We start from the raw sequence: 24,689 nt of genomic DNA, 5'->3' as shown, positions 1-24,689 counted from the left end.
TTAAAACATTAGAATCGTATTAGCATCTGAAACTGTTATTTAATGACATCTATCAGCTGCCTCACTTATTTATTCGTTATCACTTCTAAAAAAAAAAAAAAAAAAAACAGTTTAACATCAAAAATTTTTTAATTTTTAATCAAGCACAACATAAAAAGCAGGAAAACAAATGATTTCCTACTTGATGTTATGTTTTCTTTAAAAATAATTAATCCCCATAGCAGCTTTGACCTCTGACAAGGTTTGAGCCGCTGCTTGACGGGCTTTTTCACTGCCCATTTCCAGCATGCGGTAAACCTCGCCCATATCCTTGGCAAATTCCAAGCGGCGTTCGCGAATGGGCGCCAGCTCACGCTCCATGATGTCAAGGAGATAGCGTTTGGTCTTGACATCGCCAAGTCCGCCACGCTGGTAGTGCTCTTTCATGGCTGCAATCTCTGCCTTATCCTCCTCATGGCCAAAGACATCAAGGTAATGGAAGACCATATTGCCCTCAATCTTGCCTGGGTCTTCGATACGGATATGGTTGGGATCGGTGTACATGGACATGACTTTTTTCTTGACCGTATCAGCATCGTCTGCCAGATAGATACCATTATTGAGGGATTTGGACATTTTAGCATTGCCATCAAGGCCTGGCAGGCGACCTGCTGCTTCATTGTCAGGGTACATGCCTTCTGGCTCGACCAGCACTTCGCAGTTGTAGGTGTGGTTAAAGCTACGGACAATCTCACGGGTTTGCTCAATCATCGGCTTTTGGTCAGTGCCAACAGGAACGAGATTGGCTTTAAAGGCTGTGATGTCTGCCGCTTGGGCAATGGGGTAGACAAAGAAGCCCGTCGGAATACTCTCTCCAAACCCTTTTTGAGCAATCTCTGTCTTAACAGTTGGATTGCGCTCCAAACGACCAAGAGAGACGAAGTTCATGTAGTACATAGTCAGCTCGGCCAGCTCTGGAATCTGGCTCTGGATAAAAATGGTTGACTTCTCTGGGTCAAGACCGGCTGCCAAGTAATCCAGGGCAACGTTCCCAATAGATTCCACGATGGTCTGTGGTTCCTTGGCATGGTCCGTCAGCGCCTGCTGGTCGGCCAGAAAGACAAAGAGGTCGTGCTTGCCTTCATTTTGCAACAAGACACGGTTTTTCAGCGAGCCAACATAGTGCCCGATATGCAATTTTCCAGTAGGACGGTCTCCCGTCAAAATAATGGGTTTGGTCATGATGTTCTCCTTTACAGTTAATTGACAGGCTTGTCAACCTGATTAAAATAGGCTTCTTTGGTCAGTCGGTAATGAATCACAGTGACAATGCGGTCAGGGTCATTTTCGTCTCGTTTGGCATAGGGTTCCTCGTGACTAAACTGCATCCCGATTTTTGCCATAACTCGACCTGAAGCAGGGTTTTCCTGATCATGACGAGAAATCAGGCAGTTCATGCCAAGATCTTCAAAAAACAAGTTAAGAAAGGCTTGAGCCGCCTCTGTCATGTACCCTTGATTCCAAAAGGCTTTGTTCAGTGTGTACCCAAACTCTGCTCGTCCGACAGCTTCAACTAAGTTGTGCATGTCTAAGGTTCCGATAAATTGCCCTGTCTCTTTTAGTTCAATTCCCCAGCGACCAAATGGGCTGGCTAAATAGATTGACGCAATAATATGTTTGGTTTCATCTAAGGATTGGTTCGGCATGAAAGACCAGCGGACATTGTCAGGATCACAAGCTTAAGCAAACATCTCTTCGGCATCTGCTAGGGTCACTGGACGGAGCAAGAGACGTTCTGTTTCTAAAACCTGATGTTCAGCTAACAATTGATAGATGTTTTTCATCCTAAACTCCTTTCTAACAAAAAATCCCCACGCTAAAAAACTAGCGTGAGGGCGTCTGGGTTGACACGGTACCACCTCTACTTGACAGCATATTGACAACTCTGTCATCTCTATTAACACGATAAGGAGTGCACCCGATGCTTATGGATTTGCATTCTCTGTATGGTTTTCACCCATCAGCCCATTTCACAAGCTCTGCCATTGGCTCACAGCACCGCCAACTCTCTAGAGACAGTATTCTTATTACTCTATCTGATAGGCTTATTTTAGCTAATTTTATGGTGCTTGTCAAGGTGATAAAATCATTCGCACCCTTGACGATTAACCTCTTATCAGTCATAATAGAATTATCAACGTTTCACGTGAAACTATAGATAAGGAGAAAAACATGGTAAAAAAAATAAAAGACTATGCCCTAGTAACCATTGGTTGCTTCATTGCTGCTGTTGGTATAAATGGGTTTATGGCTGGAAATAACATCGTTTCTGGTGGTATCGGAGGACTCTCCTTGAGTTTACAAGCCATGTTTGGTTGGGAAGCTGGAACAGTTGCGCTCGCTATCAATATTCCGTTACTTGTGCTCTGCTATTTCTTTTTAGGAAAATCGACCTTTATCTCGACACTCTATGGTTCTTTTGTTTTTCCAATTTTTATCAATCTGACTGCTAAAATGCCTAGCTTGACGCAAAATCAGCTTTTAGGAGCTGTTTTCGGTGCTATTATCCTTGGAGTTGGTATGGGATTAGTCTTTATGGGCAATTCCTCAACAGGGGGGACCAGTATTCCCATCTGGATATTGCACAAATACACACCCTTATCTCTGGGTGTAGCTATGACAATTGTCGATGGTATTGTTGTTTTAACCGGTCTCATCGCTTTTAAAAATATTGACACTGTCCTCTATTCTATTATTGCCCTACTGATTATAGGCTATGTCGTCAATCTAATGATAGCAGGATTCCAGTCATCGAAAAATATCATGATTATTTCAGAAAAATCAGCCATAATCAAGGAAAAAGTGGCGGAAGCAGCCAACCGTGGTGTCACTGAAATTCCTATTTTTGGTGGCTATACAGGTCGTGAAAAACGTATGCTGATGATCACTGTTTTAACAGTCGAAGTGCCGACCATTGAACACCTTGCCCAAAAAATTGACCCTGCAGCTTTTATCATTATCATGCCTGCTACTCAAGTCATGGGACGCGGCTTCAGTCTACACAAATCTTTTGAAATTAGTGAAGAAGATGTCCTGCCACCAGTTTAGATTAACAGAAGGTTTACAGAATTTGATGCCTCTGTAAACCTGTTTTTTTACCCTAAGGGTTACCAAAACCTTTTGATCGAGTATAATGTTTGGTATAGTTAGTTCAATACTATAGAATAAAAGAGCTATTATAGTGGTGGAAGCGGAATGAGTATAACCGATGACACTGCCACTTTATCAGTAAAGTAAGTCTGAACGTTTACATCACATGTTTCTTTTTATTTAAGATTGACAACAGCTTGACAGAGTTGACGATCTTTACTGGTCTGTCAACTTTTTTTTTAGTTTTTTCAAGTTCCTTCTTATAGTGCTTGTAGAGACTATGTCCAGTCAACAAGTTGATCAGGACAATCGCTATGACGATGGCATAAAATTTCCAAGGCTGGTAAAAACCGTTGAGGATGTCATTTCTAAACACAAAAATTAGACTGACCTCTGATAGTACCACGTAAAGGAAGATACCAACTAAGTTGATAAAAAATGATTTTGAATCTTTTTTTCTATCCATAACTGTTTCTGCTTTCTTTTTTGATAAATATATTGTATAATATAATTATAAAAAAATCAAATAAAATGAGGTGGTCGTTATGAGACGATTACTCAAATCTACTGCTACTAGCTTCCTAGCACTGACACTATTCTCCACTTTTTTACCAAGCGTCGCTGTGGTCGCAGATGAACTAACTGAAGAACCTAGAATGACACAAACTAGTTCTATCAATATTGATGACATAAAAATTGTAGAAATCAATAAACAAACCGTACAAGTCCATTACCCGAATGGGACAATTGAAACAGTAGAACTTCGTTTAGATGGTGTTTATTTAAACGGTGAATTTTTTTCCACCTATACGAACACTAATGTCACTTCTTTCAGGTCATACGATGCTAATAGATGGAACCACGTTAAGACCGTTTACGGTAATAAACTTGCTAACAGCTTTTCTAATAGTATTGCTGATTTAGGTATAGGCTATTTGATTGGTAAACTAGGCGCTGCGATAGGACCCTACGGTTGGTTAGTAGGGGCAGCTTACACAGCAATTAACCTCTATGGTGCTTGGCAAGATTCACGTGCTCCATATCCTTACTATATTTCAGATATTTACCTTCACCTTGGAAACAGACAATGGAAAATTGTTACACGCTATTATAGAAATTCAAACTACACAGGATATGCTAGCACTGAGACAAATTTCTATAATTTCTAATCGTACCTTGTGTTTCATCAAAAGAACTTGACAAGATTGACAATCCTGTCAAGTTATTTTTTGCCAAAATCCTCTTTCTGCTCTGCTATTTCCCTTGAAAAAACAGCGACTTTATCGTAAAATAAAGGGGATTATAGAAAAAATGAGGTAATACGTTTGTTAACAGTTTCTGATGTGTCGCTTCGCTTTAGCGACCGAAAACTTTTTGACGATGTCAACATTAAATTCACTGAGGGCAACACCTATGGTCTGATTGGTGCTAATGGTGCTGGTAAGTCAACGTTCTTGAAAATCCTGGCTGGCGATATTGAGCCAACAACTGGTCACGTGTCACTAGGTCCAAATGAGCGTCTCTCTGTCCTGCGTCAAAATCACTTTGACTATGAGGACGAGCGTGTCATTGACGTGGTTATCATGGGCAATGATGAGCTTTACAGCATTATGAAAGAAAAAGACGCCATCTACATGAAAGAAGATTTTTCTGAGGAAGATGGTGTCCGTGCGGCTGAGCTAGAGGGTGCTTTTGCCGAGCTTGGGGGTTGGGAAGCAGAGAGCGAAGCATCTCAATTGCTCCAAAACCTCAATATCTCTGAGGACCTCCACTACCAAAATATGAGCGAACTTGCTAACGGCGATAAGGTCAAGGTGCTCCTTGCCAAAGCCCTCTTTGGTAAGCCTGATGTACTCCTCTTAGACGAGCCAACCAACGGTCTGGACATCCAGTCCATCACTTGGTTGGAGAACTTCTTGATTGATTTTGACAATACCGTTATCGTGGTGTCTCACGACCGTCACTTCCTAAACAAGGTCTGCACCCACATGGCTGACTTGGACTTCGGTAAAATCAAGATTTTCGTTGGTAACTACGACTTCTGGAAAGAATCTTCTGAATTGGCTGCTCGCCTGCAAGCTGACCGCAATGCTAAGGCAGAAGAGAAAATCAAGCAACTCCAAGAATTTGTTGCTCGTTTCTCAGCGAACGCTTCTAAATCTAAACAAGCCACCTCTCGTAAGAAGATGTTGGATAAGATTGAGCTGGAAGAAATTGTCCCGTCCAGCCGTAAATACCCCTTTGTCAACTTCAAGTCTGAACGCGAGATTGGTAACGACCTCTTGACCGTTGAAAACCTGAAAGTAACCATCGACGGTGAGGTTATCTTGGACAATATCAGTTTTATCCTACGTCCGGGCGATAAGACTGCTCTTATCGGGCAAAATGATATTCAAACAACTGCTCTCATCCGTGCCTTGATGGGAGAAATTGATTACGAGGGAACAATCAAGTGGGGCGTGACTACCTCTCGCAGCTACCTGCCAAAAGACAACACCAAAGACTTCGCTGGCAGCGAGTCTATCCTTGACTGGCTCCGCCAATTTGCCAACAAGGAAGAGGATGATAACACCTTCTTGCGTGGTTTCTTAGGCCGCATGCTCTTCTCAGGTGATGAGCCTCTCAAGCCTGTCAACGTCTTGTCAGGGGGCGAAAAAGTGCGTGTTATGCTATCCAAACTCATGCTCCTCAAGTCTAATGTTCTCATCCTTGATGACCCAACCAACCACTTGGATTTGGAATCTATTTCGGCTCTCAACGACGGTCTCAAAGCATTCAAAGAATCCATTATCTTTGCCAGCCATGACCATGAGTTTATCCAGACACTCGCTAACCACATCTTGGTCATTTCTAAAAATGGGGTAATCGACCGTATTGACGAGACTTATGATGAATTCCTTGAAAATGCTGAAGTGCAAGCCAAGGTTAAGGCTCTTTGGGCACAATAATCTATGGAGAGTTGGGTAACCAGCTCTCTTTCTTAAAAATAATCCATGAAACAAAAATATTTCTTTTTTCTTGCTAGCTTTTTTATTCCCTTGACAATACTGTCAATTAGTTTGTCAATCCAAAATATCTGGTGGGGAAGCGATACCACTATCCTAGCCAGTGACGGTTTTCATCAGTATGCCATTTTTGCAACAACACTGAGAAATATCCTGCACGGTCAAGATAGTCTTTTCTACAGCTTTACAAGTGGTTTAGGGCTTAATTTTTATGCGTTAATGAGCTACTATTTAGGCAGTTTCTTGTCTCCTTTGGTTTACTTTTTTGATGTCAAGTCGATGCCTGATGCGCTCTACTTATTTACACTTGTCAAGGTAGGTTTGATAGGTTTGTCAACCTTTACAAGTCTGTCAACTATTTATAAAAAAGCCAATCATTGGTTACTTATCAGTCTATCAACATCATTTGCCTTGATGAGTTTTAGCATAAGCCAAATTGAAATCAACATGTGGCTGGATGTCTTTATCATAGTTCCTCTGATTATAATTGGTTTGCATCGGTTGATTCATCAGAAAAGTTACTGGTTGTATGTCACTGCTTTAACCACACTCTTTATCCAAAATTACTACTTTGGGTATATGACAGCCATTTTTATCAGTCTATGGTTTTTAGTTCAGTTGACAGAGTCTGTCAAGAACCGCTTGCGCTCAATCATTGATTTTATCATTTGTTCTGTTTTATCTGGTTTAATCAGTGCCGTCATGCTCCTTCCAACCTATCTGGATTTGAGAACACATGGTGAAACCTTGACAAAGTTGTCAAAAATCTTGACAGAAAAATCTTGGTATCTGGATTTATTTGCTAAAAATTTTGTCGGTAGCTATGATACCACTAAATTCGGAGCCATTCCGATGATTTATGTTGGCTTGTTGCCCCTGATTCTCGCTCTGCTATTTTTCACAATAAAATCTATCAAATGGCCCGTTAAACTCGCCTATGCACTGCTTTTGATGACAATTATAGCTAGCTTTTATTTGGAGCCATTAGACTTGTTCTGGCAGGGGATGCATGCGCCAAATATGTTTCTTCATCGCTACTCATGGGTCTTTTCCATTAGCATTATTTATCTAGCTGGGAAAACTTTAGAGCATCTTGAAAAGGTCAAATGGGCACACCTTATCACCGTGTTTGCTTTCCTACTAGTTGGTTTTTCAGCAATAGTCTACTTCCGCTCTCACTACCCTTTTTTACACATTGAGCAATTTGGGATAACAGCCTTGTTCCTGTTGGCTTATCTCATTATATTTGTTAGTTTTCACGCTAAACAAATTCCATATAAACTTTACATTGTCTTGACACTTTTCTTTACAGTTTTTGAAATAAGTGTCAACAGTTACTATCAGTTAAACGCTTTAAGCCAAGAATGGCATTTTCCATCACGTGATAGCTATGAGAGACAGTTGTCAGATATTGACAACCTTGTCAAGTCTGCAAAGGATAAGCATGCAACTTTCTTTCGCATGGAAAGGTTGCTACCACAAACAGGTAATGATAGCATGAAGTTTGGTTATAACGGGATTTCTCAATTTTCATCTGTTCGTAACCGTCAATCTAGCCAATTATTGGATAAATTTGGTTTCCGATCTGACGGCACAAATCTCAATCTGCGTTACCAAAACAATACCTTAATTGCTGACAGTCTGTTCAACATCACTTTCAATCTGCATCATAACCCCCTTAATAAATATGGCTTTGAGTTTGGAAACCAAATTGGTGAGATGTTTCTTTATGAAAATCGTAATGCTAGCCAATTAGCTATTCTGACTAAGGAACCATTTACTGATTTTGACCTCACTGTCAATACACTTGACAACCAAACCAAGCTACTCAATCAGTTATCAGGTCTTAATCATACGTATTTTTATAAATTGTCAAGCTTTACAGATAACCTAACAGATGTTGACAAGCAACTTGTCACAACTGTCAAAAAAGACGATGGTTCATCTAGTGCTAATTTTAGCATTGAGGTCACCTCAAATAGTCAAGTTTATCTGAGTTTGCCTCATACCACCTCGTCAAATCCAGATAATAAAGAAACAAAAATTCTTATCAATGGGCAGTTGATGAGTTTTACCCGTGACAATGCTTTTTCATTATTTGATTTAGGGTATTATGCCTCTGCTCAAAACCTTGAGATTGAGCTGATTTTTCCTGAGACAACTGATGTCAGCTTCCATAAACCCAATATCTATGCTCTGGATACCTTAGCTTATCAGCAAGCGATCGATCAGGTCAATAGCCGAGCAGTGAATGTGACATCTGCCGGCAATCAAGTCTCGATTACCTATGATAGCCCGGCTGACGCCTCGCTTTTGGTCACCCTCCCCTATGATAAGGGATGGACAGCTAAACAAGATGGGCAACCACTTCCTGTCAAATCTGCTAACGGTGGTTTAATCCTCCTAGATGCCAAAAAAGGGCATGGAGAAATTGTATTGACCTTTGTCCCAAATGGGCTAAAAGCAGCAACTATACTCTCCAGCATCGGAATAATTTCTTTTGTTTTATTTTATTCTCATCGAAAACGGCAACTCATCAAGCAATCAAATGTCCAAAATTGCCACCATCAAATGTGATGAAACTTGCTCTTTATTTTAGAAATGATATAATGGAAATAGAAAAGAGCTGAGCGGGAACTCAGCTCAACGCAGAACCGTTTAAGACGGTGGCTCGTATTTCAGATATAACCCGTCCTACTCGCTCAAAAGTAGGGACGGGTTATTTCTTTTTGTCTAAAAAATAGTAACTTTTTTGATTTACTATTTCTACGTTAATATCTATAAAAATGATTTTACTAACTTCCTAACTTTTCATTTTTCAAATATAAGCATCTCATATTTGAAAAATGAAAAAAACGTTGATTTTTCAACGTTTCTATGTACTTTATACTCCGCCAACAGGGCTTGAACCTGTGACATCATGATTAACAGTCATGCGCTCTACCAACTGAGCTATGGCGGATAGAACACTCCGTACGGGATTCGAACCCGTGTTACCGCCGTGAAAAGGCGGTGTCTTAACCCCTTGACCAACGGAGCGTGTCGTTTAATACTTTATTAGTTTAGCAGATATTTTTTGTTTTGTCTAGTCTACTGCTCAACTTTTTTGAACTTTTTAGCCGTTGACAACTAGAGAAGGTTTTTGGTAAAATGGTTCTGTTATGGTTCCATAGCTCAGCTGGATAGAGCATTCGCCTTCTAAGCGAACGGTCGCAGGTTCGAATCCTGCTGGAATCAGAGTTAAACAGCTAAGGTTTTCCTTGGCTGTTTTATTTTTCCTGACGAATAACTTTATGAATAACCAACAGAGGAGGAAACAGTAAAAATAAATCGAATTCCTCCAAAAAGGCAGACAGGTAATGGGAAAGGATAATGCCAAGAATAAAGCTGATTAACACAGCACATCTTTGCATACCTTGTTTGATTTTCACCTGATTGCCCGATAAAAAGCCTTCTGACAAAAGATAAGCACCTGCCTTAACATTTCCCGTCATCATGACATTGGCATACTGGATAGATCCGATTCGCTTAAACACTTCAACTTGAAATGATGAAAAAAGGGCTAGCATCGATATGGTGATATCACTATCGACCATTGGAGCGCTAACAGCTGCGAGAAATAGCAGAGCCATCATCACGCGTATCGCTAACAAATGGTAAGGACAACCAGCTGATAACGCCCAGTCTTTCATCACATAAATCAGCAATTGCCCTATACCAAATACCAAGATAGGCAAACAATAAGACCAGGCCTCAAGCCATTTGAATTCAGCTAAACGAAGACCAAGAAAAATTAAATTTCCTGTCTGAGCACCTGCAAAACGCCCACCTTGAGTGTTGTAAGTATAAGCATTGATAAACCCGCTGATAGCAGCCATGGTAAAGGCTACCCAAAAGGCATCAAACACACGATGTTTCCTCACACTATTCTCCTATTTGTGATAAGGGCTACCTTCAGCAATCATAAAAGCACGGTAAATTTGTTCGATAAGGACTAACCTCATCAGCTGATGTGGCAGTGTCAAGTGACCAAAACTCAAGTTAACATTAGCTCGCTTTTTTATAGCATCAGAAAGCCCTAAACTCCCTCCAATGACAAAGGTCAAGGTGGAATAACCTGCCGTCATCTTTTCCTGAATAAGCTGGCTAAAATCCTCTGACGACAGCTGTTTCCCCTCAATAGCTAGAACAACGACAAAATCACGGTCACCAATCTTACCTAAAATACGTTCTGCTTCTTTCGTCATAATCTGTTGATTTTCAAGAAAGCTAGCGCGGTCAGGTGTTTTTTCGTCAGCAACTTCAATCAAATCAACCTTAGCAAAACGGCCAAGACGCTTTTTATATTCTGCAATACCATCTTTGAGATAGTGCTCTTTTAATTTTCCAACACTGATTAATTTGATGTTCATAATAGTATTATACCACAAAATATTGTTGTTATTCACAAGGTTTTCCACAGACTGTGGAAACTTTATTTTTTAACTGTTTTAAGATATAATTAAGTCAAGGGGATTATATTATCCACAACATCAAAAGGAGAATAAACTATGACATCTAAGTTTTTTAAACGATTAATTATCTTAGTGCTGATGGTTTTATCAGGAATCATCGGCGGGCTATCAACCTACGCCCTAATCGGCTATTTACCTAATCATAACATTATCTCGCAAACAACGACCACCACAAATAGTAGTGAAAGTAAGGTAACCATTAACCAGACAGAAGTCAAAACAGCCACCACTGAAGCGGTCAAAACAATCCAAGATGCTGTTGTTTCTGTGGTTAACTACCAAACACAAGTTAGCCAAGAGGATTTATACAGTCGGATTTTTGGCAATAGCAGTGCCACAACTCAATCTGGAGAATTGGCCGTTCACAGTGAAGGGTCCGGAGCTATCTACAAAAAAGATGGCAAATTTGCCTACGTGGTGACAAACAACCATGTGGTTGAAGGAGCTGAAAAACTCGAAATTATCCTCTCAAACGGCACTCGACTGGAGGGAGAATTGGTCGGAGCTGATACTTATTCCGATTTAGCCGTCATCAAAATCTCATCTGACACCATCCAAACTGTCGCACAGTTTGCGGACTCTTCCACACTTACCCTAGGAGAACCTGCTATCGCTATCGGTAGTCCACTTGGCAGTGAATATGCCAATTCTGTCACAGAAGGCATCATTTCAGGATTGAGCCGAACAGTGACCTCAACCAACAATAAAGGACAGACCGTATCAATCAATGCCATCCAAACAGATGCCGCTATTAACCAAGGTAACTCTGGTGGTCCTCTTGTAAACATCAAAGGACAGATTATCGGGATTAACTCGGTCAAAATCACCTCATCACGCACCAACGTTGCTGTCGAAGGTATGGGCTTTGCCATTCCATCAAATGACGTTGTGTCCATTATCAGCCAACTTGAAACCAACGGTCAGGTCATTCGACCAGTTATCGGGATTACTATGGCAAATCTCACCGACGTCGCTGCCAATCTCTACGGTCAGTTGAATCTTCCAAATGACGTTACAAGTGGCATTGTCGTTGCTAGCGCTCAAGAAGGCATGCCTGCAGAGGGCAAACTTGAACCTTATGATGTCATCACAGCCATCAACGATGAGCCGATTCATTCTATCAGTGACCTTCAGAGCGTTCTTTATAAAAATAAACTCGGTGATACAATTACTGTAACCTTCTATCGAAAAAATGAAAAGAAAACAGTCAACATCACCTTGACAAAAACAACTCAAGATCTCTCTTCAACGCAATAATTGACAAGATTAAAAACTCACTTTACAATAAAGTAAAGTGAGTTTTATCATAGAAAGCAGGTCATATGGCAGAGCAACTGGTCAATCTTCCTATCAATAGCATTTCAAAAAATCCCTATCAACCACGCTTGAACTTTTCAGAACAAGAATTGGAAGAACTAGCCCAATCCATCAGAGAAAATGGCTTAATTCAGCCTATTATTGTCCGAAAATCACCTCTTGCTGGCTATGAATTGATTGCTGGTGAACGTCGTTTTAAGGCCTGTCAGTTAGCTGAGTTAACGCATATTCAAGCTATTGTGAAAGAGCTAACTGATGAAGAAAGCATGAAGCAAGCTATCATTGAAAATCTTCAGCGCTATGATCTTAATCCCATTGAAGAAGCCCTGTCCTATCAGCAATTGATTGATAAACTAGGTGTTACCCATGACGAGATTGCTAACACATTAGGAAAATCTCGTCCTTATGTCTCAAATAGCCTGAGACTGCTTAACTTAACCGAACAGGCAAAAAAAGCTCTCATCACTAAGCGTATCAGTTCTGGGCATGCTAGACTGCTACTAAGCCTCCCTAAACAAAACCAAAATAATTGGCTTGAGACGATCATTGCAAAGGATTGGACCGTGCGCCAACTCGAAAGGCAATTAAAAACAAGACCTGTTAAAGCATCAAAAAAATCAGATCGTTTTATCAAAGAACAAGAAATGCTTTTAAAACAACAACTGGGATTAAATTGTCAGTTCACTCTCAATCAAGCAGGCAAAGGCCATCTCAAAATTGAATTTTCTTCTTTTGATGATATCGACAATTTTATCAACAGGTTGACGATTGCTGTTGATAAGTAAATCTTAAAAACAGCCTTTTTCCACAAGTCATTCATCTTAAATAACCAGCTTATCAAATGAATTCACAACTTTTCCACATCTTGTGGAAAAGTTGTTTTAACAATGTGGAAGGAAACTAATATACTTGTGGAAAACTTTATTAAAATATGCTAAAATAGAAGAACAAGCAACCAAGGAGACACTAATGACTGAACAAGAACATCTCTTTTGGAATAAGATACTAGACTTATCAAAAAAAGAATTCACTGAAAAAACCTTTGAATATTTTATACTTGATTCTAAATTGATAAAGGTTCAGGATAAGACTGCCCAAATTCTTGTCCCAAAAGTCAAACAAAATTTCTGGCAAACCAATATTGAATCAATTATTTTAACAGCTGGTTTTGAGGTTTATGATGATGAAATTAAGATTAACTACCTCACTGATGAGGACATCACAAACGATGAGTTTAGACAGGTTAGCTTAGCTCAACCAACAGTTGTTGAGGAGGTCTATCACTCACCTCAACAAGCCAATCTCAATCCAAAATACCGCTTTAATAATTTCATCCAAGGAAAAGGCAGTGCTTGGGCTTTTGCGGCTGCTCTAGCTGTTTCCAGTAACCCAGGAACAGTTTATAACCCCCTCTTTATCTGGGGCGGTCCTGGACTTGGAAAAACACACCTTCTGAATGCCATCGGCAATCAGGTATCGGAAGACAACCCGAGAGCAAAGGTGAAATACATCACCACTGAAGATTTTGTCAATGAATTTGTCAACCACATCAAATTATCCAGCATGGAAGAATTGAAAAATCAATTTCGAGAGCTGGATGTCCTTCTCATCGATGATATTCAATCCTTGGCCAAAAAAACAGGGACGCAGGAAGAATTTTTTAATACCTTCAATGCCCTTCACGCTAATAACAAGCAAATTGTGCTGACCAGTGACCGTGCGCCTGACCAGCTAAATGACTTGGAAGAACGTCTTGTGACGCGCTTCAGTTGGGGGTTAACACAGGACATTACACCTCCTGACTACGAAACACGTGTGGCTATCCTCCTTGATAAAATACAAGATTATGCCTTTGATTTCCCGACAGAAGCTATTGAATATCTCGCTAATCAATTTGATTCTAACGTGCGTGAGCTAGAAGGGGCTTTAAAAAATATTAGCCTTGTGGCTAATGCTAAAGGTGCAACAATCATTACCGTAGATTTGATTGCTGAGGCTCTTCGTGCCATTAAGCCGGACAAAATCAAAAAAACAGTCATCGCTATTGGTGATATTCAAGAACAAGTTGGGAAATTCTATGACATTGCTGTTAAAGATATAAAAGGAACTAAACGACAACAAAATATTGTCTTAGCTCGTCAAATTGCCATTTATCTGACCCGTGTCATGACAGACTACAGCTTACCAAAAATCGGAAAAGAATTCGGTGGACGAGACCATTCAACAGTCCTACATTCCTATAATAAAATCAAAGACATGATTGAACAAGATGTCAATCTGGAAATCGAAATCAATACCATCAAAAGTAAACTGACCTAGGCTGTGTAAAACTTTCTTTCTAAGTTACCCTTTTTCCACAAGTTATCCACAGTGCTTTTGCTTAGTTAATTCAATAAATAATTGTCTTTTCCCCATTATCAACAAGACCTACTACTATTACTAATTCTAATACTTATAAAATAAAGGAGATGCCATGCTACAATTTTCCATCAATAAAGCTTTTTTCCTACAAGCCTTAAATGCCACCAAGCGAGCTATTTCAAGTAAAAATGCTATCCCTATTTTGTCTACAATTAAAATTGAGGTTAAGAAAGATTATTTGACCCTGACAGGGTCAAATGGTCAAATTTCAATTGAGCATACCATTGCAAGTTCTCAAGAAGATGCAGGACTTTTAATTACGACACCAGGTGCCATCTTACTTGAAGCTAACTTTTTCATCAATGTTGTGTCAAGTCTGCCTGATGTCAGCCTCGAGGTCACTGAAATTGAACAAAAACAAGTTGTTATTCGTAGCGGTAAGTCTGAAATTATTCTAAAAGGTAAGGATGTTGACCTCTACCCTCGTCTGCAAGAAATTTCAACCAGCAACCCTCTCGTTTTTGAAACCAAAGTGTTACGTCAGTTGATTGCAGAAACAGCCTTCGCAGCTAGCACTCAAGAAAGTCGTCCGATTTTGACTGGTGTGCATCTGGTGTTATCTCATCATCAAGAGTTCAAGGCTGTCGCAACAGATTCTCACCGCTTGAGCCAACGTCAAATCAACTTGGAAAAAGCCAGCGATAACTTTGATGTGGTTGTTCCTAGTCGTTCCTTAAGAGAATTCTCAGCAGTCTTTAATGATGAGGTTGAGACAGTTGAAGTCTTCTTCTCTAGCAGCCAGATGCTTTTTAGAACAGAAACTATTTCTTTTTACACGCGCCTGCTTGAGGGGAATTATCCCGATACCGACCGCCTCTTGACAAAGACTTTCGACACAGAAGTGGTCTTCACCACTAGCAAACTTCGTCAGGCTATGGAGCGTGCTCACCTCATGTCTAATGCGACTCAAAATGGGACAGTAAAACTTGAAATCACAGGTAAGGCTGTCGCTGCCCATGCTAATTCGCCAGAGGTTGGTCAGGTTCACGAGGAACTTGATACCGAGAGTATCTCAGGCAGTAAGTTGACCATCAGTTTCAACCCGACTTATTTGATTGATGCCCTCAAAGCCATCAAGAGTGAACAGGTCACTATTCGCTTTATCTCTCCTGTTCGTCCCTTTACCCTCACTCCTGCTGATGATAGTGAGAACTTTATCCAACTCGTGACGCCTGTGCGCACCAATTAAACAAAAGCTCCTCGTGGGCTTTTTTGGTAGATAGATGACAGTATATATTCTTTACAATCCCTCTTCTGGCAATGGCAGAGCTACTCAGCTGGTTGCTACCCTCAAGAAGGCCTATCCAGAGCTCTCCTACGCTTTATTTGCCACAGATAAGGCAACTGATGAGAAAAGACATATCAAGACTATTCTGAGCCAATTTGAGCCGTCTAGGGACCGTTTCCTCATCATCGGTGGAGATGGAACCTTGTCCAAGTCTTTGAGTTACTGGCCAGCTGATCTTCCCTTTGCCTACTTACCAGCAGGTTCTGGTAATGATTTTGCTCGTTCGCTAGGTGGTCTCACGATGGCACAGGTCATGAGGTCACTGCTCAACCATGCTCCCAAAGCCACCACTGTTCTAGCCAATGACCAGCAAGTGGTGGTGAACAGCCTAGACGCTACCTATGCTGCTCAGACTGTGGCTTTATCTGAGCAATCAGGACTTAAAAAGGGCTTGAACCGTTTTTCTATGGGCAAGTTAGTCTATATCTTACTAGGAATTAAAGCCCTCTTTGTCACTCGCCCTGTGTCTGTCCGTCTGAGGGTTAACGGTCAACTTGTTGACCTTGATAATCTCTTTTTCTTCTCTGTGTCTAATAACACCTTTTTCGGTGGTGGGGTGACCATCTGGACGAGCAGTCATGTGACAAGAAAGGAAATGGTCTGTGTTTGGGCAAAGGATAGAGGGATTTTTGGCAATTTATTGACCTTAGTCACCATTCTTTTGAAAGGTCATGAGAAAAGCAAACACCTCTCTCACTTAGTAGTGCAAGAGGTGGAGATAGAATTTGAAAAGCCTGAGCTTGTTCAGATTGACGGTGACTTGACAGAGTTGTCAAGTATTAATTTGATCTGTCAGACCAGGTGGATTTATAGTTAAAGGAGAATCAGATGTATCAATTAGGATCCCTTGTGGAAATGAAAAAGCCCCACGCCTGCACCGTCAAATCAACTGGTAAAAAAGCCAACAGCTGGGAGGTTGTGCGTGTAGGAGCTGACATCAAAATTAAATGCACCAACTGCGAGCACATCGTTATGATGAGCCGCCATGATTTTGAGCGGAAGATGAAGAAAGTGCTACAATTTTAAGTATTCGCCACCTTTTGTTGCGAACTTCCTTTTCTTGTTTCTTGCTTGCTCATGGGACTTGAGCTATACTAGAGAAAAGAAAGCGAGGTTCTAGTATGAACAAATTTGCAGAGCAATTAAAAGATTTCCGTCATCAAAAAGGTCTATCGCAAGATGACTTAGCTAATCAACTCCATCTTTCACGTCAAGCCATCTCACGGTGGGAAAACGGTGAAACGGCACCTGACCTTGACACCCTTGTCAAGCTATCGTCAATCTTTGAGGTAACCCTTGACGAGCTGGTGACAGGAATCAAACCTGAGCCAGTCATCATCGAAAAAGTGATTAATTCAGATGAAGAGGATGAGGAAGATTGGTGGCCGATATCTGATGGTCCAGGTCGAACATTTTGGGATTTCTTATCTGAGCATTGGTATGTTCTTTTGATGCTTTTCCCTTGGTTAGTGACAATTATCAATATGCTAAAAAAATAAGCTTGCACCGAGCAAGCTTTTTTGTTGATTTTCTGCTATAATAATCATGATTGAATTTTTAGATGGAGAAAAAAATTATGGCTTTAACAGCAGGTATTGTCGGTCTTCCAAATGTCGGCAAATCCACTCTTTTTAACGCAATTACCAAAGCTGGTGCGGAGGCGGCTAACTACCCCTTTGCGACCATTGATCCAAACGTCGGCATGGTGGAGGTGCCAGATGATCGTCTGCAAAAGTTGACCGACCTGATCACACCGAAAAAGACAGTACCGACGACCTTCGAGTTTACCGACATCGCCGGTATCGTGAAAGGCGCTTCTCGTGGGGAGGGGCTGGGCAATAAATTCCTGGCCAACATCCGTGAAGTGGACGCTATTGTCCATGTGGTGCGTGCTTTTGATGATGAAAATGTCATGCGCGAGCAAGGCCGTGAAGACGCCTTTGTCGATCCGATTGCGGATATTGAAACCATCAATTTGGAGCTTATTTTGGCTGACCTTGAAAGTGTCAATAAACGCTATGCGCGTGTAGAGAAGATGGCGCGTACCCAAAAAGACAAGGATTCCGTTGCGGAGTTCACTATCTTGCAAAAAATCAAGCCTGTCCTTGAAGACGGGAAGTCAGCTCGGACGGTTGATTTCACTGATGACGAGCAAAAGATTGTCAAGCAGCTCTTCCTCTTGACCACCAAGCCTATCCTCTATGTGGCCAATGTCGATGAGGACAAGGTCGCAGACCCTGACAATATCGGCTATGTCCAGCAAATTCGTGACTTTGCAGCGACCGAAAATGCAGAAGTGGTGGTCATTTCAGCACGTGCCGAAGAAGAAATTTCTGAACTGGAAGATGAAGATAAGACAGAGTTCTTAGAAGCCATCGGCTTGACTGAGTCAGGTGTAGATAAGTTGACCCGTGCTGCCTATCACTTATTAGGGCTTGGCACCTACTTTACTGCTGGTGAAAAAGAGGTGCGTGCTTGGACTTTCAAGCGGGGGATTAAGGCGCCACAAGCAGCTGGTATCATTCACTCCGACTTTGAAAAAGGCTTTATCCGTGCGGTGACCATGAGTTACGACGATCTCATGCACTATGGTAGCGAGAAGGCAGTCAAAGAAGCTGGTCGCCTGCGTGAAGAAGGCAAGGAATACATTGTCCAAGATGGTGACATCATGGAGTTTAGATTTAACGTCTAGCATTTTTCTTAGAGCTATTAGGTGTTAAGTTGTTTTGATAAACCACGCGTTTAATGACTAAGGCTTGCCTACTTATCTCTCAAGAAAAAGATAGACATTTGATGCTTAAATCGGCTGGAACCTTTTTCCAGCCCTTTTGGTGTTTAGATATTGAGGTAAAAAAGATGACAGTTATTCTTATGAGGCACGGACAAGATGAGCAAGGCTATCGTGGTGGCTGGAGTTCGCAAGGATTGACAGCACTAGGAAGAGAGCAGGTTGCTAAAACTGCTGAATCTCTCACTCAGTTGATGATTGACCAGATGATTTCTAGTGATTTGCTACGTGCCCTAGAGACTGCTGACATCATTGCAAAAAAGTGCCAACTATCATTTTCAGTTGATAGTGACTTGAGAGAAATCAATAATGGTGACCTATCAGGATTAGACAATCAGCTGGCAGAAAAATGGTACCCAGGTCTCTATTACAATACCCTTTCCTATCAAGAAGCCTATCCAAATGGGGAAAGCCCAGCAGATTTTTTCAAGAGAGTTTCTCGTTTTTACGATAAACTAAAAACAATGGATCAAACAGTTCTAATTATTACTCATGGTGGGGTTATCAATGCCCTTTACTGCTTCAATAAACAAATTCCACACACCAATAAGTACCAAGAGATTAGCTTGGAACATGGTGAATACTTAATTATAGAAATAGGAGACTAGCATGGTAAAACTCATCGTTGGGTTGGGTAATGTCGGCAGCAAGTATGACCAGACCCGCCACAATGTCGGCTTTATGGCCATTGACAGACTTGTCAAGGACCTTGACGCCACCTTTACAGAAGATAAAACCTTCAAAGCCTATATCGCTAAAAGTGTTATCAATGGTCAAAAGGTCTACTTTGTCAAGCCGACCACTTATATGAACAACAGTGGCCTTGCCGTTCGAGCCATTCTGGCCTTCTACAACATTGACCTCAAGGATTTGATTGTCATCTATGACGACCTTGACATGGAAGTGGGCAAGATTCGCTTCCGCCAAAAAGGATCAGCTGGCGGTCACAATGGTATCAAGTCAATCATTGCTCATATCGGTAGTCAAGAATTTGACCGTATCAAAATTGGTATCGGCCGTCCAAAACCGAATGTCGCAGTGGTCAATCATGTTTTGACAAGATTTGACCAAGACGATTACATCACCATTCTAAATACCTTGGATAAGGTTGACAGTGCTGTCAAATTCTATTTGCAAACCAAGGACTTTGAAAAGACAATGCAGCAGTACAATGGATAAGATGACTTTAATTGACCTGATTGGTCAAAGTAAACCCTTAAAAGAGTGGGCATCCAGCCTTTCTAGCAGAAATCGTCAGCTTGTCATGGGCTTATCAGGGTCAAGTAAGAGCTTGGCTATTGCCTTTGCCTATGAACAGACAAGAGGTAAATTGGTTCTGGTGACCTCTAGTCAGAATGACGCTGAAAAAATAGCAGACGAGTTAGCCAGCCTTATTGGTGAGGAGCATGTCTTCACCTTTTTTGCAGATGATATGCCAGCAGCTGAGTTTATCTTTGCCTCAAAAGACCGGACCCAGTCTCGCTTGACGAGTTTGAACTTTTTGTTAAATCCGTCAGCGACAGGTATTTTAGTGACAACTCTGATTGGCACCAGACTTCATCTGCCAAGCCCTCAACAGTATGAGTCAGCTCAGTTGTCGCTAACGCTTGGTCAGGAGGTAGACCTTGACACGTTTGTCAAGAAATTGTCAACTATGGGTTATACCAAGGTGTCACAAGTCTCCAACCAAGGAGAGTTTGCTAAACGTGGAGATATTTTAGACATTTATGGGTTGACAGATGATCAGGCCTATCGTCTAGAGTTCTTTGGCGATGAGCTGGATGGGATTAGATACTTGGATATTGACAGTCAGAAATCTTTAGATAATCTCGAGCAAGTTGTTATCACTCCAGCAGATACTCTACTCTTTGATGAGCAGGATCGCTTGCGATTGGTGGAGGTTTTGCAGTCAGCTGTCCAGAAGGCTTCTGATGAAGCGCTACCCTACTTCAGTGACGTCTTGTCAACGACAGAGGCTGGTTATCGCCATCGTGATCTTGGAAAATGGCTGTCGCTGCTCTACGAACATCCTCATACCTTGCTGGATTACTTGCCGACTGGAACACCCGTTTTCTTTGATAATTTTCAAAAAATAGTTGACCGACATGCTCGCTTTGAATTAGAAGCCGCCAATCTCTTGACAGATGATTTACAACATGGTAAATCTCTGTCAACCTTATCTTACTTTGCCGATAGCTACGCACAGTTGAGAAAATACGAACCTGCTACCTTCTTTTCAACCTTTCATAAGGGCTTGGGCAATATCAAATTCGATCAGTTGTACAATTTTACCCAGTACCCCATGCAGGAATTTTTCAATCAGTTCCCTCTCTTGATTGACGAAATTGCGCGTTATCAAAAACAAGGGTCTACGGTTGTCTTGCAAGCAACAACAGAATCTAGCCTAGAAAAGTTAATAAAAAGTTTACAAGATTATCAATTTGATTTACAATACTGTCAATCTGCCAAGCTTTTAAAAGGTCAGGTGCAAGCCACTATTGGTCAACTAAACAGCGGCTTCTATTTTGCAGATGAGCGTTTAGTGGTCATCACTGAACGAGAAATTTTTCATAAAAAAATCAAGCGTCGTCCGCGTCGTCAGAACATCTCTAATGCTGAACGAATCAAAGATTACAGTGAGTTGTCAACAGGTGATTATGTGGTGCACCAGGTTCATGGTGTCGGTCGTTTTTTAGGGATTGAGACCATCAAGGTATCGGGAATTCATCGCGATTATTTGACCATTGAGTATCAACATGCTGACCGGATTTCCATTCCAATTGATCAGATTGACAGCTTGTCCAAGTACGTCGCTAGTGATGGCAAAGTTCCTAAAATCAATAAACTCAATGATGGTCGTTTCCAAAAGGCTAAGCAAAAAGTGTCTAAGCAGGTGGAAGACATTGCTGATGACTTGCTGAAACTGTATGCCGAACGTAGCCAGCTCAAGGGCTTTGCCTTTGCTCCAGATGATGACCAGCAGCGGGAGTTTGATGATGATTTTTCTCATGCAGAAACAGATGATCAGTTACGCTCCATCAAGGAAATCAAGGCTGATATGGAAAAAGATAGGCCTATGGATCGTCTTTTGGTCGGTGATGTCGGCTTTGGTAAGACTGAAGTTGCCATGCGAGCAGCCTTTAAGGCTGTTAACAGTGGCAAGCAGGTAGCTGTTCTCGTGCCGACAACTGTCCTTGCCCAACAGCACTATGACAACTTCCGTGAGCGGTTCGATAATTTTGCTGTTAATGTGGATGTTTTGAGTCGCTTCAGAAGTAAGGCTGAACAAGTTGACACTCTTGACAAGTTGCGTAAAGGTCAAATTGACATTATCATCGGCACCCATCGTCTCCTATCAAAAGACGTTGACTTCCTAGACTTGGGTCTTTTGGTCATTGATGAAGAGCAGCGCTTTGGTGTCAAGCATAAGGAACGGTTAAAGGAGTTGAAAAGCAAGGTTGATGTGTTGACCTTGACAGCGACACCGATTCCTAGAACCCTTCACATGTCCATGCTTGGTATCCGTGATTTATCGGTGATTGAGACGCCACCAACCAATCGCTACCCTGTTCAAACCTATGTGATGGAGACTAATCCTGGCATGATCCGCGAAGCGATTCTTCGGGAAATGGACAGGGGTGGTCAGGTCTTCTACGTTTACAATCGAGTTGACACGATTGACAAGAAAGTGTCAGACCTCAAAGACCTGGTGCCAGAGGCAAGTATTGGCTTTGTCCATGGTCAGATGACGGAGATACAACTGGAAAATACCCTGCTGGACTTTATCGCTGGGACTTATGATGTTTTAGTGGCTACGACTATCATTGAAACAGGGGTTGATATTTCTAACGTCAATACCCTCTTTATCGAGGATGCTGACAAGATGGGTCTGTCAACCTTGTATCAACTTCGAGGTCGGGTTGGCCGTAGCAATCGCATCGCCTACGCCTACCTCATGTACCGACCTGACAAGGTCTTGACAGAGGTCTCAGAGAAGCGTTTGGAGGCGATTAAGGGCTTTACAGAACTAGGGTCTGGTTTTAAGATTGCCATGAGGGATTTGTCCATTCGTGGGGCGGGTAATATCCTTGGGGCGTCACAGTCTGGCTTTATTGACTCAGTTGGCTTTGAGCTTTACAGTCAATTGCTTGAGGAAGCCATTGCCAAAAAGCAAGGCAAGTCAACTGCCAGAGAGAAGGGCAATGCTGAGCTCAACCTCCAAATGGATGCCTACTTGCCATCTGATTACATCACTGATGAGCGACAGAAAATTGCTATTTATAAGCGGATTCGTGAAATCAATAGCCGAGCAGATTATCAGGACTTGCAAGATGAGCTGATTGACCGCTTTGGAGAGTACCCAGACCAGGTAGCCTATCTGATTGAGATTGGTCTGGTCAAGGCTTGTCTGGATGCTGCCTTTGTTGAAAGGGTTGATCGACAGGGGGACCAGCTCAAGGTTGTCTTTGAAAAAGCCTCACTCAAATACTTCCTCACTCAAGATTATTTTGAAGCCCTGTCAGTCACAACACTTAAGGCAACCATTGGTGAGCATGATGGCAAAATCGAGATTGTCTTTAACATCAGACAACTCAAGGATCACCAAATCCTCGGCGAATTAGTCGCTTTTGGTGACCAGCTAGTATTGATTCGGGCAAGGAAAGCTGAGAAAACGAACTGATGATAAATCCCTATACCCCATCATTTACTTCATTTGAACTGAATAACACCCAACTAGCACTTCATCGGACATTTTTAGGGCTCTATGCTGATTCCCAGTAAAAACTAACCGTATCTACTATTTGTCAAGCAACTCCCTTGTCACGGTCTAGTTTCTATAACTATTGTGACCATGTTGAGCAGCTGAAGGTTGAAGTTGAAGATAGGATAGTGCTTGAGTTGATGCAGGGAACGGGTTCCTTGATTAAGCTAGATGATTTGGCATTTGTTGCAGTGACGATTGATTTTGTGACCAAACACCGTGAGTTTTTTGAATCTTTCTTGATCAAAAGACCCAACCCAGCCTTTATTGACAAGTGGAAACAAGCTATCAAATACCATTTTTATCCGAAATTAGCCATCAGCCACCCCAAAACAGTTGACATCACCTTGGAAATACTAGCATCTGCTGTTGTGTCAACCTTGACTTATCTCCTAAAAAAGCCGACCACGCCTCTCAGTATTGAGGAACTTGGTCAGCTAATTTTTAAAGTGATTGATTAAATTGTTTTGATGGGTTTACCTGTTTGCTGATAGAGCCATTTAAAGATAAAAGTAGGCAGAATAAAGCTAAGGAAAACGAGGAAACCATGAAGTAAGTGAGTGTAAGGTTCTGGTAAGCTAGCGACCATTTTCATCGGCGATAACCAAGGGGACATATTGCACATAAGAAGACCCATAAAGAGGATCTGAGGCCAGATGGTTTCGCCTCTTTTTTACTGGTTTGATAGGCGTAAATCAATAAGAAAAGAGAAAAGATAACTTCAAGATGCCAGGCGTATTCACCCATCACTCTCCATAATCCCCAACCAAATTTGAGTGAAGAGCCAGGATAGAGCACTAAATCAGCATTATGGAAAGGAAAATCCAGTAGCCAGTGAGAAAAAGCTACTAAAGTAGTTGACAGGCCAATAGTATTATCTTTTCGATAGAAAAAATAGGCTAAGCTACCTGCGACTAAGGAACAAACGATTCCCATTAAGAGCGAGTGATCCCGGTCAATTTGGGTTAAATCAAAGTATAGGTAAGGTTTTGTTTCCAAATTAGGATCTACCCTTGAGATACCTAACATGATGTTAATCCCATTAACAATATCAATGGCTCCTGTTGCCAAAAAAATCGGCATAACAGGCAATTCAGGTTTTTTAGCCTTAACAGCAGTTGCTAGAGCATAGTGTCCCAAATACATCGTGTATCCTCATTTCGTTTTGATGGACTTAGTTTAATCTTTTTAGAGGAGATTGTGTAGGACACTTTTTTAAAAAGTGTCCGGACATCAATATCGAAGTAAAGTTGACAAACCTGGGAGTTTTTATAGCAAACTTGGATGACTCAAAAAAGAAATGGGGTTACTACAGCAAGAGTTGGCATAGAAAATCGATCATCACTCACCTTCAAGTTGTTTGATTAATTTTTTCACTTTTGTAATGATATTCTTTTTCCCTTTAAAAGCATTTCCGGAAGCGAGTTTTTGGACAAGATTCCACTCTTCGTTAGTAAGTAATTTT

21 protein-coding genes, 3 tRNA genes and 1 pseudogene are annotated in these 24,689 nt (G+C 41.4%); 17 read left to right on the top strand and 8 right to left on the bottom strand.

All coding sequences use genetic code 11. The features are described from left to right. Window positions 1–198: 198 nt before the first annotated feature. Both trpS and ACERC7_RS04320 read right to left on the bottom strand, forming a co-directional pair. Window positions 199–1,221, bottom strand: coding sequence for a tryptophan--tRNA ligase (gene trpS, locus ACERC7_RS04325; protein WP_373658701.1), 1,023 nt, complete (start codon window positions 1,219–1,221; stop codon window positions 199–201). A 17-nt stretch (window positions 1,222–1,238) separates the two neighbouring features. Continuing rightward, a pseudogene (locus ACERC7_RS04320) lies at window positions 1,239–1,823 on the bottom strand (GNAT family N-acetyltransferase). A 388-nt stretch (window positions 1,824–2,211) separates the two neighbouring features. On the opposite strand from ACERC7_RS04320, the gene ACERC7_RS04315 reads away from it, so the two are divergent. Next, on the top strand, window positions 2,212–3,087 hold the full coding sequence (locus tag ACERC7_RS04315) for a YitT family protein (protein WP_373658702.1): 876 nt from the start codon (window positions 2,212–2,214) through the stop codon (window positions 3,085–3,087). 199 nt (window positions 3,088–3,286) lie between these two features. Here the strand turns inward: ACERC7_RS04315 and ACERC7_RS04310 are convergent, their stop codons facing one another. Next, on the bottom strand, window positions 3,287–3,595 hold the full coding sequence (locus ACERC7_RS04310) for a hypothetical protein (RefSeq protein ID WP_373666228.1): 309 nt from the start codon (window positions 3,593–3,595) through the stop codon (window positions 3,287–3,289). Between the two features lie 79 nt (window positions 3,596–3,674). Between ACERC7_RS04310 and ACERC7_RS04305 the strand changes: the two genes are divergently transcribed. From ACERC7_RS04305 to ACERC7_RS04295, 3 genes are all read left to right on the top strand, one after another. Further along, window positions 3,675–4,298 carry a hypothetical protein gene (locus ACERC7_RS04305; RefSeq protein ID WP_373658704.1) on the top strand — a complete coding sequence of 208 codons (624 nt, stop codon included), beginning with the start codon at window positions 3,675–3,677 and terminating at the stop codon, window positions 4,296–4,298. Between the two features lie 156 nt (window positions 4,299–4,454). Further along, a complete protein-coding gene (locus ACERC7_RS04300) occupies window positions 4,455–6,077 on the top strand; it encodes an ABC-F family ATP-binding cassette domain-containing protein (protein WP_373660195.1) in 1,623 nt (540 codons plus the stop codon). 90 nt (window positions 6,078–6,167) lie between these two features. Further along, window positions 6,168–8,711 carry a YfhO family protein gene (locus tag ACERC7_RS04295; protein ID WP_373666227.1) on the top strand — a complete coding sequence of 848 codons (2,544 nt, stop codon included), beginning with the start codon at window positions 6,168–6,170 and terminating at the stop codon, window positions 8,709–8,711. Window positions 8,712–9,023: 312 nt separating this feature from the next. Here ACERC7_RS04295 and ACERC7_RS04290 read toward each other — a convergent pair. Continuing rightward, window positions 9,024–9,096 (bottom strand) — tRNA-Asn (locus ACERC7_RS04290). A 5-nt stretch (window positions 9,097–9,101) separates the two neighbouring features. After that, window positions 9,102–9,173 (bottom strand) — tRNA-Glu (locus tag ACERC7_RS04285). Window positions 9,174–9,297: 124 nt separating this feature from the next. Here ACERC7_RS04285 and ACERC7_RS04280 point away from each other — a divergent pair. After that, a tRNA-Arg gene (locus ACERC7_RS04280) sits at window positions 9,298–9,371 on the top strand. Window positions 9,372–9,403: 32 nt separating this feature from the next. Here ACERC7_RS04280 and ACERC7_RS04275 read toward each other — a convergent pair. Together ACERC7_RS04275 and rlmH are read right to left on the bottom strand one after the other, a co-directional pair. Next, a complete protein-coding gene (locus ACERC7_RS04275) occupies window positions 9,404–10,057 on the bottom strand; it encodes a YoaK family protein (protein WP_373666226.1) in 654 nt (217 codons plus the stop codon). A gap of 9 nt (window positions 10,058–10,066) precedes the next feature. Next, the gene (rlmH, locus tag ACERC7_RS04270; protein ID WP_026216570.1) at window positions 10,067–10,546 is read right to left on the bottom strand and encodes a 23S rRNA (pseudouridine(1915)-N(3))-methyltransferase RlmH; all 480 of its coding nucleotides are present in this window, start codon (window positions 10,544–10,546) and stop codon (window positions 10,067–10,069) included. Window positions 10,547–10,684: 138 nt separating this feature from the next. Between rlmH and ACERC7_RS04265 the strand changes: the two genes are divergently transcribed. From ACERC7_RS04265 to ACERC7_RS04210, 12 genes are all read left to right on the top strand, one after another. Further along, the gene (locus tag ACERC7_RS04265; protein ID WP_373658708.1) at window positions 10,685–11,905 is read left to right on the top strand and encodes a S1C family serine protease; all 1,221 of its coding nucleotides are present in this window, start codon (window positions 10,685–10,687) and stop codon (window positions 11,903–11,905) included. Window positions 11,906–11,970: 65 nt separating this feature from the next. Next, on the top strand, window positions 11,971–12,750 hold the full coding sequence (locus tag ACERC7_RS04260) for a ParB/RepB/Spo0J family partition protein (RefSeq protein ID WP_373666225.1): 780 nt from the start codon (window positions 11,971–11,973) through the stop codon (window positions 12,748–12,750). A 184-nt stretch (window positions 12,751–12,934) separates the two neighbouring features. Next, a complete protein-coding gene (gene dnaA / locus ACERC7_RS04255) occupies window positions 12,935–14,284 on the top strand; it encodes a chromosomal replication initiator protein DnaA (protein WP_373658710.1) in 1,350 nt (449 codons plus the stop codon). A gap of 154 nt (window positions 14,285–14,438) precedes the next feature. After that, on the top strand, window positions 14,439–15,575 hold the full coding sequence (dnaN, locus tag ACERC7_RS04250; RefSeq protein WP_373666224.1) for a DNA polymerase III subunit beta: 1,137 nt from the start codon (window positions 14,439–14,441) through the stop codon (window positions 15,573–15,575). 34 nt (window positions 15,576–15,609) lie between these two features. Next, window positions 15,610–16,491, top strand: coding sequence for a diacylglycerol kinase family protein (locus tag ACERC7_RS04245; RefSeq protein WP_373666223.1), 882 nt, complete (start codon window positions 15,610–15,612; stop codon window positions 16,489–16,491). Window positions 16,492–16,502: 11 nt separating this feature from the next. Continuing rightward, complete coding sequence (locus ACERC7_RS04240; protein WP_373666222.1) at window positions 16,503–16,700, top strand: DUF951 domain-containing protein; 198 nt, start codon at window positions 16,503–16,505, stop codon at window positions 16,698–16,700. Window positions 16,701–16,795: 95 nt separating this feature from the next. Next, window positions 16,796–17,173, top strand: coding sequence for a helix-turn-helix domain-containing protein (locus ACERC7_RS04235; RefSeq protein ID WP_373666221.1), 378 nt, complete (start codon window positions 16,796–16,798; stop codon window positions 17,171–17,173). Window positions 17,174–17,250: 77 nt separating this feature from the next. Beyond that, entirely contained in the window at window positions 17,251–18,366 is a 1,116-nt protein-coding gene (gene ychF / locus ACERC7_RS04230; protein ID WP_373666219.1) for a redox-regulated ATPase YchF, read from the top strand. Window positions 18,367–18,530: 164 nt separating this feature from the next. Beyond that, on the top strand, window positions 18,531–19,070 hold the full coding sequence (locus ACERC7_RS04225) for a histidine phosphatase family protein (RefSeq protein ID WP_373658722.1): 540 nt from the start codon (window positions 18,531–18,533) through the stop codon (window positions 19,068–19,070). A 1-nt stretch (window position 19,071) separates the two neighbouring features. Continuing rightward, on the top strand, window positions 19,072–19,641 hold the full coding sequence (pth, locus tag ACERC7_RS04220; RefSeq protein WP_373658723.1) for an aminoacyl-tRNA hydrolase: 570 nt from the start codon (window positions 19,072–19,074) through the stop codon (window positions 19,639–19,641). Continuing rightward, entirely contained in the window at window positions 19,634–23,143 is a 3,510-nt protein-coding gene (gene mfd / locus ACERC7_RS04215) for a transcription-repair coupling factor (RefSeq protein WP_373666217.1), read from the top strand. Before pth ends, mfd begins: the two co-directional genes overlap by 8 nt. Window positions 23,144–23,280: 137 nt before the next feature. Continuing rightward, complete coding sequence (locus ACERC7_RS04210) at window positions 23,281–23,685, top strand: hypothetical protein (RefSeq protein WP_373666216.1); 405 nt, start codon at window positions 23,281–23,283, stop codon at window positions 23,683–23,685. Window positions 23,686–23,815: 130 nt separating this feature from the next. Here the strand turns inward: ACERC7_RS04210 and ACERC7_RS04205 are convergent, their stop codons facing one another. Continuing rightward, complete coding sequence (locus ACERC7_RS04205; protein ID WP_373666215.1) at window positions 23,816–24,370, bottom strand: hypothetical protein; 555 nt, start codon at window positions 24,368–24,370, stop codon at window positions 23,816–23,818. Between the last annotated feature and the right edge of the window lie 319 nt (window positions 24,371–24,689).

Origin of the sequence: Streptococcus sp. E17BB, assembly GCF_041807725.1 — a bacterium.
Taxonomy (GTDB): domain Bacteria; phylum Bacillota; class Bacilli; order Lactobacillales; family Streptococcaceae; genus Streptococcus; species Streptococcus entericus.
The sequence above is the reverse complement of the archived record's forward strand: the minus strand, read 5'-3'. Positions and strand labels throughout refer to the sequence as shown.